Below are 17,591 nucleotides of genomic sequence, written 5' to 3'. Positions count from 1 at the left end.
ATGACAATAGACGCAGTAACCAAGGTTACCGAACGCATTATTGAGCGCAGCCTTGAGAGCCGCGCGGCCTACCTGGAAAAATGCGAACGGATGCGCAGTAAGGGCCCGCAACGAGGTCAGCTTTCTTGCAGCAATCTGGCCCATGGCTATGCCGCCTGCCAAACCGACGACAAACAAACCCTACGACTCACCGAAAGCGCCAACATCGCCATAGTCTCCGCCTACAATGACATGCTCTCAGCACATCAGCCGCTGGAGACCTACCCGAACCTGATCAAAGACGCAGTGCGCAAAATGGGTTCCACTGCACAGTTTGCCGGTGGTGTCCCGGCGATGTGCGACGGCGTAACCCAGGGCGATACCGGTATGGAGCTAAGCCTGTTTAGCCGCGATATCATTGCCGCAGCTACGGCAATCGCGCTCAGTCACAATATGTTTGATGGCGCTATTTGTCTGGGCGTCTGTGACAAGATAGTACCGGGAATGCTCATAGGCGCTTTGAGTTTCGGTCACCTGCCCTTTCTTTTTGTCCCGGCCGGGCCAATGCCCACTGGGCTCAGCAATGCCGACAAGGCCGCGGTAAGACAACGCTATGCCAAGGGCGAGGTTTCATCAGAAACCCTTTTGGACGCCGAAAGTGCCGCTTATCATAGTCCTGGCACCTGTACCTTCTTCGGTACCGCCAATAGTAACCAAATGCTGATGGAGGCCATGGGCCTGCACATTCCAGGCGCTGCCTTTGAACCTCCTGCCGGTGATCTGCGTCCTGCACTAACGGTCGCAGCTGCCGAGCAGATCACCAAAATAACCGCATTGGGCAACGACTACCGTCCGCTTTCCCAGGTTGTGGATGAGCGTTGTATCGTCAATGCGTTGGTAACCCTCCTAGCTACCGGCGGTTCCACCAATCATGCTATTCACTGGGTTGCTATTGCAGCAGCAGCGGGTATACAAATCGATTGGCAGGACTACGCCGACTTGTCGGATGCCACGCCTTTGCTAACACGCATTTACCCCAATGGCACCGCAGACGTAAATCACTTTCACGCAGCTGGAGGCAGTGCTTGGGTTATCCGCGAATTACTTGATGGCGGCTTCATGCATGCCGATGTACTCACTAGCGCCGGCGATGGACCCCGGAGTTATACCCAAAAACCGGTTATGAAGGACGACAAGTTGATCTGGCAGGCGCCAGATCCAGCTCTGGCCGACAGTACAATAGTGCGCAGTGCCAAGGACCCTTTCCAAACACACGGTGGCATGCAGCTTCTAAAAGGCAACATCGGCCGCTCAGTGATCAAGGTCTCAGCCGTCGCCGAGGCCCACCGAAAAATTACCGCACCGGCGATCATTTTTCATGAGCAACCGGACTTGTATCGCGCCTTTGAAGCCGGTGAGTTGGATCGAGATTTCGTCGCCGTGGTCCGCTATCAGGGCCCCAATGCCAACGGTATGCCAGAGTTACACAAACTAACACCCTATCTGGCAGTGCTTCAGGACAAAGGCTTCAAGGTGGCACTAGTCACCGATGGACGGATGTCTGGGGCTTCTGGCAAAGTGCCGGCGGCCATACATATGAGCCCCGAGGCCGCCGCCGGCGGTGCAATAGCCGCCATCGAGCAGGGCGATATGATAGAGCTCGATGCCGATGCAGGAATACTGCGTGTGCTAGTTGACGACGCAACTCTGGCCGCCAGAAAGGTAACCATGCCCGACCTGACTCATAACCAGACTGGCTGGGGCAGAGAGCTGTTTCAGGTCATGCGTGATCATAGCTCCGTCGCCGAGCAGGGCGCCAGCGCCCTGGTTCGTTAAGCAACGGTCGGCGCCGTGATAACCAACCTAACACCGGGAACGGAGCAGCTACTGTGAGCTTGCGGCTGGTCGCCGACGTCGGCGGTACTAACGTGCGTCTCGCACTATACGACGAAGAGCGGGGCGAACTCAGAGACATGCAAACTCGTAACTGTGTGGAATATCCCAATTTTTCCGATGCTATTGAGTCTTATCTCAACAATGTACATGAGCATCCCGAAAGTGCCTGCTTCGCTATCGCCGCCATTATTGATGGCGACTGGGTCGACATGACTAATGCCGACTGGAAGTTTTCCTGTCGCGAATTGGTGCAGCAATTCGGATTCAGCCAGCTGAGACTGATCAACGACTTTGAAGCCATTGCCCACTCGCTCCCCAGTCTACAGCCATCACAATTGGTATCGCTCACACCGGGACTGACCTTTGCAAAACACGATCTTATCGCGATAGGTCCGGGAACCGGCCTTGGCGGCGCATTGTTCCGCAAAGGGGCTGAGGTGGTAGCCTGCGAACCCGGACACGCAGGTCTAAGCCCTGCCACAGCACTGGAGCTGGAGTTGTTTAGCGTTTTGCAGGCCGAGGCCGGCGAGGTCTATGCTGAATTACTCCTATCCGGACCTGGCTTACAACGGCTGTACCTCGCTCTGGCGCAGGTCAAAGGCCAGAGACCAGAGGCTTTTGCTCCACACCAGATTAGTGAACATGCAGTGGCCGGAACTGACCCGCTGTGTAATCAAGCATTGGATACCTTTTGCGGGTTATTGGGCTCAGCGGCTGGCAATTTCGCGGTATCCAGCGGTTGTTATGGCGGCTGCTATCTGGCCGGTGGCATTCTGCCGCGCTTTGTAGACTATTTGCAGCAATCCAGTTTTCGCCAGCGCTTCGCCGACAAAGGGGCAATGCGCGCTACGCTCGAGCAAGTAGCCATCGCTGTTATCGTCGAACCAAACCCTGGATTGCTCGGCGCAGCAGGCGTCGCGCTCCAGTAATTTGCCCGGTGAACCTTAGCCTTTCTGCGCTTTTTCCAGGGAAGAGCGCAGACGGCTGGCTCCGCTACGTGCCCAACGTTTAATGTCCGACCATACGGTCACGGAATTAGATGGCATGGAGAAGCTATTAAGCGAGCCACTGCTACCGGCGGGCTGGATTTTGCGACGATCCTCTACGTAGGCCAATACCGCGCCGGTCTCGGAGTCCAGCAGCTCCAATACCAGTGTGGCTTCACCTGTGCTCGCCAGATAAACTTCTGAGCGCCCGACATATTCCGGTGGTACGTTTGACACTATATCCACCACGGCAGCCTTGATCAGAATCGTAGTTGGTCCCGCAGTATCCACTATTGCAAATTTTTTGCTGCGCTGCATTTCTTTCAAGAAGGATTCACTTACCGTCTGCTTGAACTTCTCGCGATCTTCTTCACGAATGCCATACTGATTCTTGGAATTGGTGCTGTAGGTATTGGTCCGGCTAGTTTTCCCTTGGCCCACGTCACGAAACTCCCAATCAGCCGTCGGGGCAAACATGAGTTGGTTATAGCGGGTGAAATCGGCATCAGGATGCACCCAGGCGTCCTTGAACTTGGACTTCTTGGCCTCGACCATTTCATCCTTTACCGCCTCAGCCGCGACGCCGGCCGCCTCGTCGGCAAAACCAGGAAGCGACACCAGTAATGTCATCATCAATACAGTAGCGCTAGATCTCATAGTTATCGTCCTTTTCTGATAATTTGTTTTGAAAGCCGCTTCCCAAAATTCAACGGCTTTGGGGGCACGTGCCAGCCACATCATTCGAGGGGTCATACTAAACGGAGGCTATAGGAGATTCGATGCCTGCGAGCGCCAAAAGTTCCTGGCCGATGTCGCTGCCGGTCATGGCAAGTGTCGATTCAAGCTAAAGGGCAAAACCCGGCTCTAATCACGTTTTGTTCAGCGGGTGGTCATCCGGCAACTGGCGCGACATCCAAAGTGCAAGCTTGTGCTTCATATTGGGGTCGCTCACCTGATCCTTGGCCAATGGCTGTATGAGCTTGTCGCGGACCAACAAGCGGTACAAAAATGTGACTTTATCATGCGCTGAGTCTGCAGCCTCAAATTCTCCAGCGCCGCGCTTCTGTGCATAAACCGCACCTATGCGCAGCGCTTCCCGCAACAGTTCAGTTTCATTCTTGAGCTTCTTCATTAGGCTTTACCGCATACGCCACAGAGACAAAAAAGGGAGCCGCAGCTCCCTCCACATAATGCCATACAAAGCTTAGACATCCTCAGCCAGGCTACGTTGCCGTTCCAGTTCGTTAGCCATGTACTTCAGCCACTGATCTGCATATTTCTTGGAGCGCTTATCCTTGGCCGCAGTTTCAAACGCCTTACGCGCTTTGCTGTATTGCTTATTGTTGAATGCCGCCATACCCAGCACCAAGCGAGCACTATCGGGACGCTTCACACCACCCCGGTTCAATCCTTTTTCGATAGCGGTTATCGCCTTTTTGAACTCGTCATTATCGAGATAGACATTACCCAGGCGCACATACAGTTCACCCTTTTCGCTCTTCGATGCGGCCTGCTCCATAACCGGTATCGACTTCTCAACTTCTTGCGCCTGGCGCCACGCATTCCCCAGAATCTCTAACGTTTTGGAGGAGTCTTCTACAGTCTTATCCTTGATACCCTTGTCCAGCACCCTGGCCGCCTTGTAAGGCACGTCAGCGTTCAAGTACAGGTAAGCCATAGTCACTTGCTCACGATCCTTGTCCAACAGGTTCTGCACGTAAACTGCTTCCATGGCGGCGAGCTGCTTGCTCTCCTGCTTTACTTCGCTATACATATGAGACAGCTGGACCCAATACTGCTTTTTGGGGTAGTGCACCAACATCTCTTCCAACACATCGATGGTGTTGGGCAAATCGTTATTCTCAAAGTACAAGAACCGGAGCAGGCTATACCACTGTTCCTTAGGCACCTTGCCCTTATCCTTGTACATATTCACTGCTGTTAAAGTGTTCTTCAGTGAGTTGTCGTAATCCTTAAGCTGATAATACCCTTGACCGAGCAGTATGTACGCTTGGGCACTGGGTGCATCGGCGACCTTAAACCATTCCAGAAGCGCGCTGATGCCTTTGCGCCAATCTTCTTGCACGAAATACAATTGAGCGATGGTATAGCGAGTGTTGATCTCCATAGCCAGCGGAATATCTGGCTGCGCAACCACTTTACTATAGGCACGCAAGGCGCCGTTATAGTCTTCTCTGGAATAATATACAAAAGCAAACAGGTTATATAAGTTGGCTAACTCGTAGCTGTTGAGCGCTTTCTTACCAGACTGCTCTTCCATGTCGCGCAGTACTTCAAGAGCTTCATCGTACTGCTTGGCTTCCAGAAATACCTGGGCTTCCGATAGCTGCTCATAGACTTTGTTCCGCAACGCTGGCGTGCGCCGTGTTTCCTGCTGAGGTTTTTTCTCAGCATCCTGTGCCTGTGCAGCAGAAAAACTGGCGTACCCCAGATCAGCTTGAACCTGAACCAACGCTACCTGTAACGTCAGCAGCGGAGCTGCCAGCAAAGTCGCAGAGGTAAGACGTCGCACTACCGATTGAAATATCAATGCTTTCATAAAACGCGTACCGACCTATTTTTCCAACTCGTAGGTAAACTTGTTCTGTACACCAGCCACTTCAATGGCTTCACCGTCAACCACGCGGGGCTTATACTTGAATTTTAAGGAGGCCTTCAAAGAAGCCTTATTAAAAATACCGGAAGGCTGACAATCAACCGCAACGGGATCACGTATAGAACCGCTCTTGGTAACAACGTACTCAATGATGCAATACCCTTCGATACCTCGTGACTGAGCGCGACGGGGGTAAATAGGCGCCACTTTCACGATCGGCAGATACTCTCCATCTGATGCGCTCAAGCCACCTGTACCCTGAATAGCCACGTTCATCTTACCCGCAGGTGCCATGTTAACGGCTTCCAGGTTCATATCCATATCGAGGTCTGGAGTGTCCAGATCGGGCGGCGGCTCATCGGGATCATCCGGCTTGTCCGGCTTGGCCTCAGCGACATTGGTATCAATATCACGCTCAGGCATATGAATATCCGCTACTTTACGAATCTTGTCTTCGTCCAGCTTAAGATCAGCAGAGGAGATAAGATATTGCATAATAAAGAACAATCCACCCGCTACAGGAACAGCGAATACGGCACCGATAAAAAGCCTGACAAAGTTGTTGTTCATACGCGTTTAATTGTCTTCCGTCGCCAAAGAGACGTCCAGCACACCTGCTTCGCGAGAAGCGTCGAGTACTGCCACCACTGTTTCTGTAGTAGATGTGTTATCCGCCTGAATAACCACTGCGCCCTTCGGGTTCTCGGCATGCAGCCGTTCCACGTTAGCGCGCACGGCGCGTACATCAATACGTCGCCCATCCATCCATATTTCATCATTCGCAGTTACCGCAATCAGAATATTTACATTCTCTTTGGGGTTAGACGTCGAAGCTTCCGGTCGGTTCACTTCTACGCCCGCTTCTTTAATGAAAGAGGCTGTCACAATAAAGAAAATCAGCATGATGAACACCACGTCGAGCATGGGGGTCAAGTCAATCTGAGCTTCTTCGTCCGCCGTCTTGTTAGGTTGTCCGCGCATGGCAGCCCTCTTAATGATCCGTTGTTAAGTTGTCTTTGAGAAAGGTGCTTTCTCGCGCCGCAGTTCGGGCGATATAAGTGTTGGCAAATACCCCCGATAGCGCTGCTACCATGCCCGCCATCGTCGGGATGGTTGCACGTGAGACACCGCCCGCCATTGATTTGGCATCGCCACCACCGGTGACCGCCATAATGTTAAATACTTCGATCATACCGGTCACAGTTCCCAACAGCCCCAATAGCGGACACAAGGCGACCATGGTCTTGATCACTGGCAGATACTGATTAATCTGAATCTGAGCTTCCGAGATCAGCTTTAGCCTAATCTGGTGGGCCGCCCAAGACTTGCGTTCGCCACGGGATTCCCACTGCTGGATAGCTTTCGCTGCATCTGCCCGCCAGCCGGCATAAAAGTACCAAGCTCGCTCGAAGATCAGCGCCCACATACAAAACAGCAGTAGAGCAATCAGCCAGAGTACGTTGCCGCCCATATCCATGAAGCGGGCAACGGCCTCCAAAGCGTTGTCAAACCAGAACATATTACGACCTCAGGTTCGCCTCGGTGTGCTCGGCAATGATGCCGGTCGACTGCTCGTTCAAGATATGAATGATGCGCTGAGCGCGTCCGTTCACTATCGTGTGGAGCAATACCGTGGGAATAGCTACCAGCAGACCCAGAACCGTTGTTACCAACGCACCAGAGATACCGCCGGCCATGGCCTTAGGATCGCCAGCACCAAAGATGGTGATCGCCTGGAAGGTAATAATCATACCGGTTACCGTACCGAGCAGACCCATCAGCGGGGCAACCGCTGAAATAATCTTCAACAGGGTCAACGAATTCTCAATAGACGGAGTCTCTTTTAGAATCGCTTCACTCAGTTTCAGCTCCAGCGTCTCAGGATCCATGCTGGGATTGTCTTCATGTACTTTCAGTACGCGTCCCAGTGGGTTGTTGGTATTGGCCGTGCTGCTCTTCAGCTGCGAGGTGACCCGGGAGCTCATCATTGCCAAGGCCAGCAGACGCCAGATAGCAATCAGAAATGCAACCGCACCCACCGCGGTAATCGCATAACCCACGTAGCCACCTTGATGCCAACGCTCTTCCAGATTCGGGCTGTTGATTAACGCCGCCAGATAAGAACCACCAGTAGGACCGGTAGGGTCTACACCAAACTTCTGCAGGCCTTCACCACCAGCAGACGCTGCCAACTTGGCCGCCCAAGACAGATAGGGTCCTGAAGGCTGACGTGATAGTTCTTCCAGGGTGCCTTTCTCAGGCACGTACTGCAAATAACGCCCTTCTTCAGAAATAATATTGAAAGTACCGATCCGAACGACTGTGCCCTGGATCTTGTCACCATTGGGCTTGGCCAATTCTGCTTCAAACGCTACCACGCGACCAGATTCAGTCATTTCACGCTGCAGCTCAAACCAGACGCGTTCAATTTCCTCAATACTGGGCAATTGATCACTGCCACTCATCTTCTCGATCAGCTGCGTCAGAAATTCACCGCGATTCGGGAACTGCGCGCTAGTCAGTGAAGTTTCAAAGTTAGTTATCGCATCACCCGCCGTTGAAGTCAGGTGTCCAAACAGTTCGGCCAATGTACCCAGGCGCTCCTTCAACTGCTTCTGCTTGTCGGCAACAAGCAATTCGTTCTCTTCAAACAATTTTTCCAACTCGGCACTGATGCGTTCCTGCCGGGCACGCTCTGCCTTGGCCTGTTCCAACAACCGCTTTTGGTCGGCCTTAGCATTTGTAAACGCTTGCTCGCGTGAACGATTTTCACGCGCTTCAGTAATTTGTCCCTGCTTGACGAATTCCAGTAGCTCATCGAGGCTCTTTGCCTCTTGCGCAACGGTAGCCGTGGCAGTGAAGGCCAGCAGTGCACCGGCGACGGCGACCTTAATCATTTTGATACTCATTATTTGACCTCCGGAGCAGCAATCGGCAAGTTCAAGACATCAATTGATGCCTCCTTACGAGCTATCCGCAGGCCTTTCATGATGGCGTTGCGATATTCCCCGTTATCAAGTTCTACCCAGCTGCGGCTGCTCTGGTCCCAGGCGCCGGCTACTTCGGTATCAGTGGTTTGATAGAGCAGGGCGATGCGACCAACGCGGAAGAAGTTCACATCACGCTCCACGCCGTCAATCTCTACACTACCTTTGTAAGCATCGATCTTACGACCATACTCACTCTCAATTTTGTAAGCCTCTAGTACCTGACGAAATTTCTCAGCCACGCTCACGTCAGAGCGATCAAGATTGCCTCGTAAGAAAGCGATTCGCTTCTCACGCTCGCCCATGTGGAACGGCACATCGAGAGCAACAAATTTTTCCAGCCCGTCAATCATACGAATGACCAACGGTGTCATCTGACGCTGGATAACTGTTACCTGAGAAATTGAATTTTCGATATCAGCAATACGGCGCAGCTGATTATCAATCTGCTTTTGCAAACGCGCGTTGTAAACCTTGAGCCCATCAATCTGCTTGTTAACCGTCTTATAGTCGGTCAGCAGCGAACGGGTCTCGTCAGCCAGCTTGTCGATTTTAACCTGCGATTTAGCCGCGGCCACGTTTTTAGTCTCGCCAACCTTGAGGATGGCATTCAGGGTTTCATCGGCCTGCGAGACAGAAGCAAAACCCATTACTGAGCCAGCCACTACCGCCGCAGCGATCACTACCGTTTTTAATCGATGCATATTCATTGATGTGCGTTTCCTATAACCAACAGAATGTCACTTGTGAGCAGTGTTTATTAGAACTCTTCTTTATTTATAGTGGAAAAATGAGAGTCAGCAAACAAAGGGAGAACGATTTAATAACATTAACTGGAATTAAGCAACGAAATGGCAGAGGGGAAAGGGCTTGCGTAACTACATGTGTAAATTGGTAACAAACGTCACGTGCTCATGGAGCTTCGGTAACATTCTATCGGTAAGTCTGCGCTAGCTACGGCGCTCGTAGACCACAAAACTGTAATCATAGGGATTGGCATCGCCAGCTTGATGAGGCTCGCGCTCTAACTCCTGCCACTGCGTTCGATCCCAGGCAGGAAAAAACACGTCACCTGACACGTCTGCATGCACCTCGGTTAGATAAAGGCGCTGCGCCAGCGGCAACGCCAGTGCGTAAATTTGTGCTCCCCCAATCACCACCAACTCATCAACGCCGGCCTTGGCTGCGGCGACTTTACCTAGCTCCAATGCAGCTGGAAGATCGCCTGCGACCTGCACGCCATCTATTTTTAACCCGGCCTCGCGACTGACAACAATGTTCGTACGGCCGGGCAATGGCCTGCCGATGGACTCGTAAGTCAGTCGCCCCATAACAATAGGTTTGCCCATGGTGGAGCGCTTGAAGTAGCGCAGGTCTTCCGGCAAATGCCAGGGCAGAGCATTGTTGCTACCAATAACCCCGTTATCCGCCACAGCTGCGATCAACGCGAGGTGCATCTGCAGCTACACCGCTACCGGAGCGGCTATATGCGCTTGCGGCTCATAATCCAGTAATTCGAAATCCTCAAACCGAAACCCGAAAATATCCCGTATCTCTGGATTGATAGCCATACGCGGCAGCGCGGTGGGTGAGCGCTGCAATTGCAGGTGAGCCTGCTCAAAGTGATTATTGTAAAGATGGACATCACCAAAAGTATGCACAAAATCACCGGGTTCGAGATCGCAGACTTGTGCCACCATTAGAGTCAGCAGTGCATAGGACGCAATATTGAAGGGCACCCCCAAGAATACATCAGCACTGCGCTGATAGAGCTGACAGGAAAGGCGCCCGTCTGCTACATAAAACTGGAACAAACTATGACAGGGGGGCAGCGCCATATTGTCCACCTCGGCGACATTCCAGGCACTGACTATGTGTCGACGTGAATCGGGGTTGCTCTTGATCTGCTCAACCAGCTTGGTGATCTGATCGATAGTGCCGCCGTCCGGGGCTGGCCAGGAGCGCCACTGATGGCCATAAACCGGACCCAACTCACCATCGGCGTCCGCCCAGTCATCCCAGATGCGCACGCCATTGGCTTTGAGATAGGCAATATTGGTATCTCCTGACAGGAACCATAGCAGCTCATGCACAATCGATTTCAGGTGCAATTTCTTGGTGGTTAACATGGGAAAACCGGCCTTTAGATCGAAGCGCATCTGGTGACCAAACACGCTGCGGGTGCCAGTACCGGTGCGGTCGGATTTGTCGACACCAGTATCAATAATGTGCTGAAGCAGATCGAGGTATTGCTGCATGGGGGGTCTGTGTCCTGATATCAGTGAGCGGCGGCGCGCTGCTTTCTGTAACCGCTAACAATAAGATAAATACCCAACGCTATCATTGGCAAGCTCAATAGCTGGCCTCGGGTCATCCAGCCAAAGGCATCAAAGCCGATATGGCCGTCTGGCTGGCGGGTAAATTCCACCATAAACCGCACCACGCCATAGCCCAGTAAGCCCAAACCACATATCGTCAGGCGTGGCCGTTTTTTGGAAGAAAACCAGTACAACAAACAGAATAACAACACGCCTTCCAGCGCAAACTGATACAGCTGACTGGGGTGACGAGTTAACTGTAGTTTATCGGCAGGGAACACCATCGCCCAGGGTACGGTAGTCGGTCGGCCCCATAGCTCCTGACCAATAAAGTTTCCCAATCTGCCCAACCCCAGCCCCACTGGAACCAGCGGCGCCACAAAATCCATAAGCCCGCCAAAATCGATCCGCTGTGAGCGGGCATAGAGAAAGTTGGCAAGAATGACCCCTAGCGCACCGCCATGAAAGGACATACCTCCCTCCCATACACGGAGTATCCAGGTCGGATCCTGGACCAGCCGGTCGCCGCCGTAAAACAGGCTATAGCCCAAGCGACCTCCCAGCACCACGCCTAACGCGGAGTAGAAGATCATGTCGTCAACCTGCTCGCGCTTTAGCACCGACCAGGGCTGCGACGTACGCCGCACCGCCAACCACCAAGCAAAACCAAGGCCGACCAGATAACTCAGCCCGTACCAGTGCACCTGCACCGGTCCGACTGCAATAGCCACCGGATCGATCTGCGGATAAGTCAGCATATTGAGCTCGCGGATGTTTGTTACGGGAAAGCGTGTATTATCGGCCAGCCGACACCGATAAACAATCAACAGGACCTCAGTAGCCCTCATGTGCCTGATTATTTTTGCTCATCAGCAGCATCATCGCTACCCACTACTGGTCGCCGCCAATCGCGATGAGCACTATCAGCGTGAAACCGCCAACGCCGGATTCTGGCCGCAGCATCAGCAGTTGCTGGCCGGCCGTGATCTGGTCGCCGGAGGCACCTGGCTGGGTATTACGCGCGGAGGCCGCTTCGCCGCCATCACTAATCATCGGAACCCGCCCACTACCCCTGACAAGCCGCGCTCACGCGGCATGCTGACGCTGGACTTTCTCAGCGGCACCACACGTGCAGAAGACTATCTGCAACAACTGGCAATGGACGCTGGCAGTTATGCCGGCTTTAACCTGATTTTAGGCGACGGCGAAGAGCTGTACTACTACTCTAATCTGGAACATAAAGTACGCTGCTTACCGCCTGGGCTATACAGTCTCAGCAATGCGCTGCTCGACACCCCCTGGCCAAAGCAGACTCGCGGTATCTCAGAGCTACAAAGTGTGCTGACACAGGATTTTATCAGTCATGACGAACTGTCTAGAGCGGTAAGCAGCGCTGAGGTCGAGCCCGACGACAGGCTGCCTGAGACCGGAGTCGGGTTGGAGCTTGAGCGCTTGTTATCGGCGCAGTTTATTGTGGCACCGGATTATGGCACTCGCGCTACCTCAACGCTGTCGATAGAACGCAGCGGAATAATCCGGTTTCGGGAGCAAAATTACGGTCACGGCGGCACCCGCCTGCAACAACGAGCTTTCTGTATTAATCCAACCGCGGGTGAATAAAGCTCTGCAAGCCGTTTTCTGCCAGCACGCCGGCCAGATGCTCATGCACCTCATCGGAGCTTTCCAGCAACATCGCCTGAGCCAACGCCGTCCGAGCGGTTTCCATATTAAGGTTGCGAATAGCTTTCTTGACCCGCGTCAAATTGGTGGCGTTCATCGAGAGCACGTCATAACCCATCGCTAGCAGCAGCACCGCAGCGCCCGGGTCGCCGGCGAGCTCTCCGCAAATACCCACCAGTTTGCCCTCCGCATGGGCCGCGTCAGCCACTGCCTGCAATGCCTGTAGAACCGCCGGATGATAGGCATGATATAGGTCCGCGACGCGAGCGTTATTGCGGTCGACCGCCAACAGATATTGAGTAAGGTCATTACTGCCCACCGAAAGGAAGTCTACTTTTCGGGCTAGCGCTCGCGCTTGATATACTGCCGCAGGCACCTCTACCATAACGCCAACCGGGGGCATCTTCACCACACTGCCCTCTTCCAGTACTTCACGATAGGCGCGCCGGATAAACTCCATCGCCTCATCCAGCTCCGCAACGTTACTGATCATCGGCAACATGATGCGTAAATTATCCAAGCCCTCGCTAGCCTTAAGCATAGCCCGTACCTGCACCAGAAAAATCTCCGGGTGGTCCAGGGTGACCCGGATACCGCGCCAGCCTAAAAACGGGTTTTCTTCCTCTATGGGAAAGTAGGGCAGGGCTTTGTCGCCACCAATGTCCAAGGTGCGCATGGTCACCGGCAACGGCGCAAAGGCCTCTAGTTGGCTGCGGTAAATCTGGCGCTGCTCTTCCTCACTGGGAAAACGTTCGCGCAGCAAGAAGGGTACTTCGGTGCGGTATAGACCCACTCCTTCAGCGCCCTGATCCAGCGAACGCGCTACATCAGCCATCAGCCCGGTATTAACCCACAACGGTAACCGTTTACCGTCGGTGGTCTCACAAGCTACGTCGCGCAATGACTCCAGCTCCTCCGATATCGCCTGATCATCCGCCAATATACCGGCGAAACGCCTGCGAATCGCAGCATCCGGATTCATGTGAACTTCACCGTAATAGCCGTCGATGATCAATTCCTGGTCTTCCAAGCGGGTATAGGGTAAGTCTACTGCCCCCATTACGGTGGGCACGCCCATCGCCCGCGCCAAAATTGCAACGTGGGAATTGCCCGAACCTTTGACCGAAATAATGCCGACCAATTTCTCCCGCGGAATTTCTCCCAGCACCGAAGCGGTCAATTCTTCGCCCACTAAAATGGACGCCTCGGGAAACTCCTGCCGCTCGGTATCTGTGGACTGTAAATACGCCAGTACTCGCGTACCCAGGTCCTTAACATCCACCGCTCGCTCACGCAGATAGCTCTGTTCCATGCGTTCAAAGTGCTTGATATGCTGAATCATGACCTCGCTGAGCGCGCCTTGAGCCCATTGCCCGGCCTTGATTCGCGAGGCGACTTCGGTTCCTATGGTGGCGTCATCCAGAATCCGCAGATAGACATCGAATAATGCGTGCTCTTCCGGGTTCAGCTGAGTGCCCAGCTTTTCCGCAACCTGCTCAATGTCTTTGCGAACCGACCGCAAAGCCAGTTTAAAAGCGCGTAATTCTGCACGTCGGTCCTGCGCCCGGCGCTGCGGCACGGCGTACAAATCGGCTACCGGCGATACCACTACGGCACGCCCTATAGCGATACCAGGCGCCCCGGCGATACCGGCAATTTTGGTGGGCACGCCGCCAGCGCCAGCACCGCTATTGGCGCCACTGACGGCACCGGTAACCCGAGCATGCGCAATCACCCCGGCCAACTGCGCCGACATCGTAACCAGAAAAGCTTCATCGCTTTCATCAAAGCGACGCTTTTCCTGCTGCTGCACCACCAGCACGCCCAGCACCTCGCGCCGATGGATGATCGGCACGCCGAGAAAGGCACTAAAAGGTTCTTCTCCGATACCTTCCAGCAAGCGAAAGCTCCGATGAGCGGTGGCAACTTCTAGATTCAAGGGTTCTTCGCGCTCGGCGACGCGGCCGACCAGCCCTTCGCCAGCAGCCATACTAATTTTGCCCACCAGGGACTTGTTCAACCCTTCAGTGGCCTCAAACACAAAGCGGTTAGTCTCAGGGTCATGCATGTACACAGTACACACCTCGGTCCCCATCGCGTCGCGCACCCGCTGCACAATAATCTCCAGAGCTGCCGGCAGGGTTTCGGCGGTGTTAACCTCCTGGACAATATTGCGCAAGATTTCAAGCAAAGTGAGCGTCTCCTAGCTGTTCTGTCGGTGAATCTTGCCACAGGGGGCTGCGAGTTCACGCAGCGCCCTGCGATATACATCGCGCTTAAAAGGGATTACCTGACTCAGCGGGTACCAATAACTGACCCAGCGCCAGTGATCAAATTCTGGCTTGGCATTGGCATCGACACACACTGCACTGTCATCCGCCAGCATCTTTAGCAAAAACCATTTCTGCTTCTGCCCAATACACACTGGCTTCTGGCTCTTGCGAATAAACCGCTGCGGCAGCCGATAACGCAGCCAACCTTTGGTGCAAGCCAGAACCTCAACTGAATCGGCTTGCAGACCGACTTCCTCCTCCAATTCACGGTACAGAGCCTGCTCTGGCGACTCACCATGATTGATGCCGCCCTGGGGGAACTGCCAGGCATCCTGACCGATGCGCCGTGCCCACAATAATTGCCCGTGCTGATTGGCCAGCATAATGCCAACATTGGGTCTGAATCCGTCTGCGTCTATCACTCTTCTTTTAACCGCGTTTTATTTGGCGACGAACCTGCTATTGTTCCACACTTTTGGTCAGTGGACCAATTGGCGACAATCAGAGGGTGCTTTTTCCGTATCGAGCACACGGCTCTCGATAGCGAACTAAAACGTAAGAGGCAACGCATGACACTGGCTATATTTGATCTGGACAACACCCTGCTGGGGGGTGATAGCGACCACGCCTTTGGCGAGTTTGCCTGCGAATCCGGTCTGGTTGAAGCTGCCGGGTTCAGCGCGCGTAATGACGCTTTTTACGCGGATTATCAGGCCGGCGAGCTGGATATAGACGCCTACTTACGGCACGCTCTGTCCCCGTTGGCTGGCCAAAGCAAGGCCACGGCTCAGCGTTGGCATGAAGACTTCATGCGCACCAAAATTGAGCCCATGCTATTGCCCAAGGCCACTGCCCTGGTTGAAAAACATCGGCGCCAGGGCGACCGGTTACTCATTATCACCGCCACCAACCGTTATATAACAGAACCCATCGCACAGCGTCTGGGCATTGATGAACTGATTGCCTGCGATGCAGAAATTGTAGACGGACATTACACAGGGGCTCCGGTTGGCACCCCCAGTTACGGCGTCGGCAAAGTCACTCGCTTGCGGGAGTGGCTTGAGGACACTGGCGAATCTCTAACCGGAAGCTGGTTTTACAGTGATTCCCACAACGACATACCACTGCTGGCAGAAGTTGATCACGCAGTTGCGGTAGACCCGGACGAGCGTCTGAGCGCCCACGCCCAGGCGCAGGGATGGCCGATTATCAGCTTACGGGATTAACCCGGGCAAACACCGCTTTCAGATAGGCGGTCTCTGGTATCGCCGGATGCTGGGGGTGGTCTCTTCCCTGATGCCCGGTTTCCAGCACCTGCACAAAGTGCCCGGTGCGCCGCGCCGCAGATTGCAGCTCTAGCAACAGGTCAGAGAGCTCAAGCTGCATGGAACAAGAAGCGGAAACCAGTAAACCCCCCGGTTGCAGCAATTGCATGGCCAACTCATTAATACGACGATAAGCCTTGCGACCTTTACCCAGATCCCGACGCCGCTGCACAAACGCCGGCGGGTCCAGAATCACGATATCAAAGCGTTCACCGGCAGCAATTAGCTGCTCCATAACCACTGTCGCCTGCCCCTGCAGTACGCTGACCCGGTCAGACACGCCATTGCAACGGGCATTTTCAGCAACCGCCTCCAGAGCGGCTGCAGAGCTGTCGACACAGACCACCTCAGCCGCACCAAAGGCCGCTGCCTGCACGCCCCAGCCACCCACATAGCTGTACGTATCCAGTACCCGTGATTCAGACTCTTGCACATAACGCCGCAGAGTGGCGCGGTTATCACGGTGATCATAGAACCATCCCGTTTTCTGACCGGTCATAATCGGAGCCATGAACTCGACCCCATTTTCAATCAGAGGCACTTGTTCGGGGACTTCTCCATAGACAACTTCCGTACGCTGTTCCAGGCCCAACTCCCGACGACTGCGGCTGTCGGCGCGCAACAAAATACCGCGCGGCTGGCAGACTGCCACCAAAGCTTCGACCAGCAGTGCCTGATAGCGTTCGACACCCGCTGTATTGAGTTGCAGTACCAAATAGTCTGCGAAGCGATCAACTACAATGCCAGACAAACGGTCACTGTCGCCATAAACCATACGGTAATAATCTTCAGTAAACAGCGAGCGGCGTAAGTCTTGTGCCTGCTGCAACCGCTCGCACAGCAGTTCAAGATCGTAGTGGCGTTCGCCCTCTGCAAATACCCGCGCACAGATTAATGACTGAGGCTCCATCAACGCAGTGGCCAAGATCTCACCCCCGGCGGCTTTGACCACCACCTGATCACCGGCGCTAAAGCTGGAAAGGTTACTGCGCTTGCTGTCTATCTCGTTGCTATAGATCCACTGATGGCCGCCGCGCAGGCGCCGATCAGCGCCCTTGCGCAACCACAGTTCAGGATTCTTCAGCACACTGCGCGTCGTATTCTTCCGCGGAAAGTAATTTCTCGTATTCGCTGGCATCAGACGGCTGCAGCCTATAGAACCAGCCGTCATTATAGGGATCGGAGTTTACCGTCTCGGGAGCGTCTTCCAGCACCTCGTTAACAGCAATAACTTCGCCGCTGACCGGCGCATAAACATCTGAAGCCGCTTTCACGGACTCAACCACACCCGCCTCATCACTGGCTGCCAGCTGCGCACCCAAGTCAGGCAACTCAACAAACACCACGTCGCCCAGCGCGTCCTGGGCATGGTCGCTAATGCCAACGGTGATAGACCCGTCTTCCTCCCGCCGCACCCATTCGTGGCTGCTGGCGTATTTTAATTCTGCTGGTGTCTGGCTCATTGGAGAGTCCCTATAGTCGGTAATGGAGAAAGCCGCACAATTCTACTCCCCCGCTTGGGAAAAACAA

The 17,591-nt window shown here is 54.0% G+C and carries 19 protein-coding genes; 4 read left to right on the top strand and 15 right to left on the bottom strand.

Features of this window, described 5'->3' with window-relative positions; genetic code table 11:
• Positions 1–1,815 (top strand): phosphogluconate dehydratase, encoded by a 1,815-nt coding sequence (gene edd / locus EYC98_RS04335; RefSeq protein ID WP_279244074.1) that lies wholly within the window; start codon positions 1–3, stop codon positions 1,813–1,815.
• 53 nt (positions 1,816–1,868) lie between these two features.
• On the top strand, positions 1,869–2,804 hold the full coding sequence (gene glk / locus EYC98_RS04330) for a glucokinase (RefSeq protein WP_279244073.1): 936 nt from the start codon (positions 1,869–1,871) through the stop codon (positions 2,802–2,804).
• A gap of 15 nt (positions 2,805–2,819) precedes the next feature.
• Here the strand turns inward: glk and EYC98_RS04325 are convergent, their stop codons facing one another.
• From EYC98_RS04325 to lgt, 11 genes are all read right to left on the bottom strand, one after another.
• On the bottom strand, positions 2,820–3,518 hold the full coding sequence (locus EYC98_RS04325) for a DUF3313 family protein (RefSeq protein ID WP_279244072.1): 699 nt from the start codon (positions 3,516–3,518) through the stop codon (positions 2,820–2,822).
• A gap of 211 nt (positions 3,519–3,729) precedes the next feature.
• Positions 3,730–3,993: a DUF5062 family protein gene (locus tag EYC98_RS04320; protein ID WP_279244071.1), complete on the bottom strand. Its 264-nt coding sequence runs from the start codon at positions 3,991–3,993 to the stop codon at positions 3,730–3,732.
• A 72-nt stretch (positions 3,994–4,065) separates the two neighbouring features.
• Positions 4,066–5,421: a tetratricopeptide repeat protein gene (locus EYC98_RS04315; protein ID WP_279244070.1), complete on the bottom strand. Its 1,356-nt coding sequence runs from the start codon at positions 5,419–5,421 to the stop codon at positions 4,066–4,068.
• A 15-nt stretch (positions 5,422–5,436) separates the two neighbouring features.
• On the bottom strand, positions 5,437–6,048 hold the full coding sequence (locus tag EYC98_RS04310; protein ID WP_279244069.1) for an energy transducer TonB: 612 nt from the start codon (positions 6,046–6,048) through the stop codon (positions 5,437–5,439).
• A 6-nt stretch (positions 6,049–6,054) separates the two neighbouring features.
• A complete protein-coding gene (locus EYC98_RS04305; RefSeq protein ID WP_279244068.1) occupies positions 6,055–6,459 on the bottom strand; it encodes an ExbD/TolR family protein in 405 nt (134 codons plus the stop codon).
• Positions 6,460–6,469: 10 nt separating this feature from the next.
• On the bottom strand, positions 6,470–6,997 hold the full coding sequence (locus EYC98_RS04300; RefSeq protein WP_279244067.1) for a MotA/TolQ/ExbB proton channel family protein: 528 nt from the start codon (positions 6,995–6,997) through the stop codon (positions 6,470–6,472).
• A 1-nt stretch (position 6,998) separates the two neighbouring features.
• A complete protein-coding gene (locus EYC98_RS04295) occupies positions 6,999–8,387 on the bottom strand; it encodes a MotA/TolQ/ExbB proton channel family protein (protein ID WP_279244066.1) in 1,389 nt (462 codons plus the stop codon).
• Entirely contained in the window at positions 8,387–9,175 is a 789-nt protein-coding gene (locus tag EYC98_RS04290; RefSeq protein ID WP_279244065.1) for a DUF3450 domain-containing protein, read from the bottom strand. The genes EYC98_RS04295 and EYC98_RS04290 overlap by 1 nt, the downstream gene beginning before the upstream one ends.
• Positions 9,176–9,415: 240 nt before the next feature.
• Positions 9,416–9,922, bottom strand: a complete 507-nt coding sequence (locus EYC98_RS04285) for a dihydrofolate reductase (RefSeq protein ID WP_279244064.1) — start codon at positions 9,920–9,922, stop codon at positions 9,416–9,418.
• Positions 9,923–9,928: 6 nt separating this feature from the next.
• Entirely contained in the window at positions 9,929–10,723 is a 795-nt protein-coding gene (locus tag EYC98_RS04280) for a thymidylate synthase (RefSeq protein WP_279244063.1), read from the bottom strand.
• 20 nt (positions 10,724–10,743) lie between these two features.
• On the bottom strand, positions 10,744–11,541 hold the full coding sequence (gene lgt / locus EYC98_RS04275) for a prolipoprotein diacylglyceryl transferase (protein ID WP_279244889.1): 798 nt from the start codon (positions 11,539–11,541) through the stop codon (positions 10,744–10,746).
• Between the two features lie 88 nt (positions 11,542–11,629).
• Here lgt and EYC98_RS04270 point away from each other — a divergent pair, with 88 nt between their 5' ends.
• Positions 11,630–12,403, top strand: coding sequence for an NRDE family protein (locus tag EYC98_RS04270; protein ID WP_279244062.1), 774 nt, complete (start codon positions 11,630–11,632; stop codon positions 12,401–12,403).
• On the opposite strand, the gene ptsP is transcribed toward EYC98_RS04270, so the two are convergent.
• Positions 12,381–14,654, bottom strand: a complete 2,274-nt coding sequence (gene ptsP / locus EYC98_RS04265; RefSeq protein WP_279244061.1) for a phosphoenolpyruvate--protein phosphotransferase — start codon at positions 14,652–14,654, stop codon at positions 12,381–12,383. The two genes, EYC98_RS04270 and ptsP, sit on opposite strands and share 23 nt — an antisense overlap.
• A gap of 12 nt (positions 14,655–14,666) precedes the next feature.
• On the bottom strand, positions 14,667–15,158 hold the full coding sequence (locus EYC98_RS04260) for an RNA pyrophosphohydrolase (RefSeq protein ID WP_279244060.1): 492 nt from the start codon (positions 15,156–15,158) through the stop codon (positions 14,667–14,669).
• A gap of 147 nt (positions 15,159–15,305) precedes the next feature.
• On the opposite strand from EYC98_RS04260, the gene EYC98_RS04255 reads away from it, so the two are divergent.
• Positions 15,306–15,962, top strand: a complete 657-nt coding sequence (locus tag EYC98_RS04255) for a histidinol-phosphatase (protein WP_279244059.1) — start codon at positions 15,306–15,308, stop codon at positions 15,960–15,962.
• On the opposite strand, the gene EYC98_RS04250 is transcribed toward EYC98_RS04255, so the two are convergent.
• Both EYC98_RS04250 and gcvH read right to left on the bottom strand, forming a co-directional pair.
• Positions 15,946–17,148: a class I SAM-dependent methyltransferase gene (locus EYC98_RS04250; protein WP_279244058.1), complete on the bottom strand. Its 1,203-nt coding sequence runs from the start codon at positions 17,146–17,148 to the stop codon at positions 15,946–15,948. The genes EYC98_RS04255 and EYC98_RS04250 overlap by 17 nt on opposite strands.
• On the bottom strand, positions 17,132–17,524 hold the full coding sequence (gene gcvH / locus EYC98_RS04245; RefSeq protein WP_279244057.1) for a glycine cleavage system protein GcvH: 393 nt from the start codon (positions 17,522–17,524) through the stop codon (positions 17,132–17,134). Before gcvH ends, EYC98_RS04250 begins: the two co-directional genes overlap by 17 nt.
• Between the last annotated feature and the right edge of the window lie 67 nt (positions 17,525–17,591).

Origin of the sequence: Candidatus Litorirhabdus singularis (genome assembly GCF_026262625.1) — a bacterium.
GTDB lineage: Bacteria > Pseudomonadota > Gammaproteobacteria > Pseudomonadales > Halieaceae > Litorirhabdus > Litorirhabdus singularis.
Note: the sequence above shows the minus strand (reverse complement) of the source record. Positions and strands in the feature narration are given on the sequence as shown.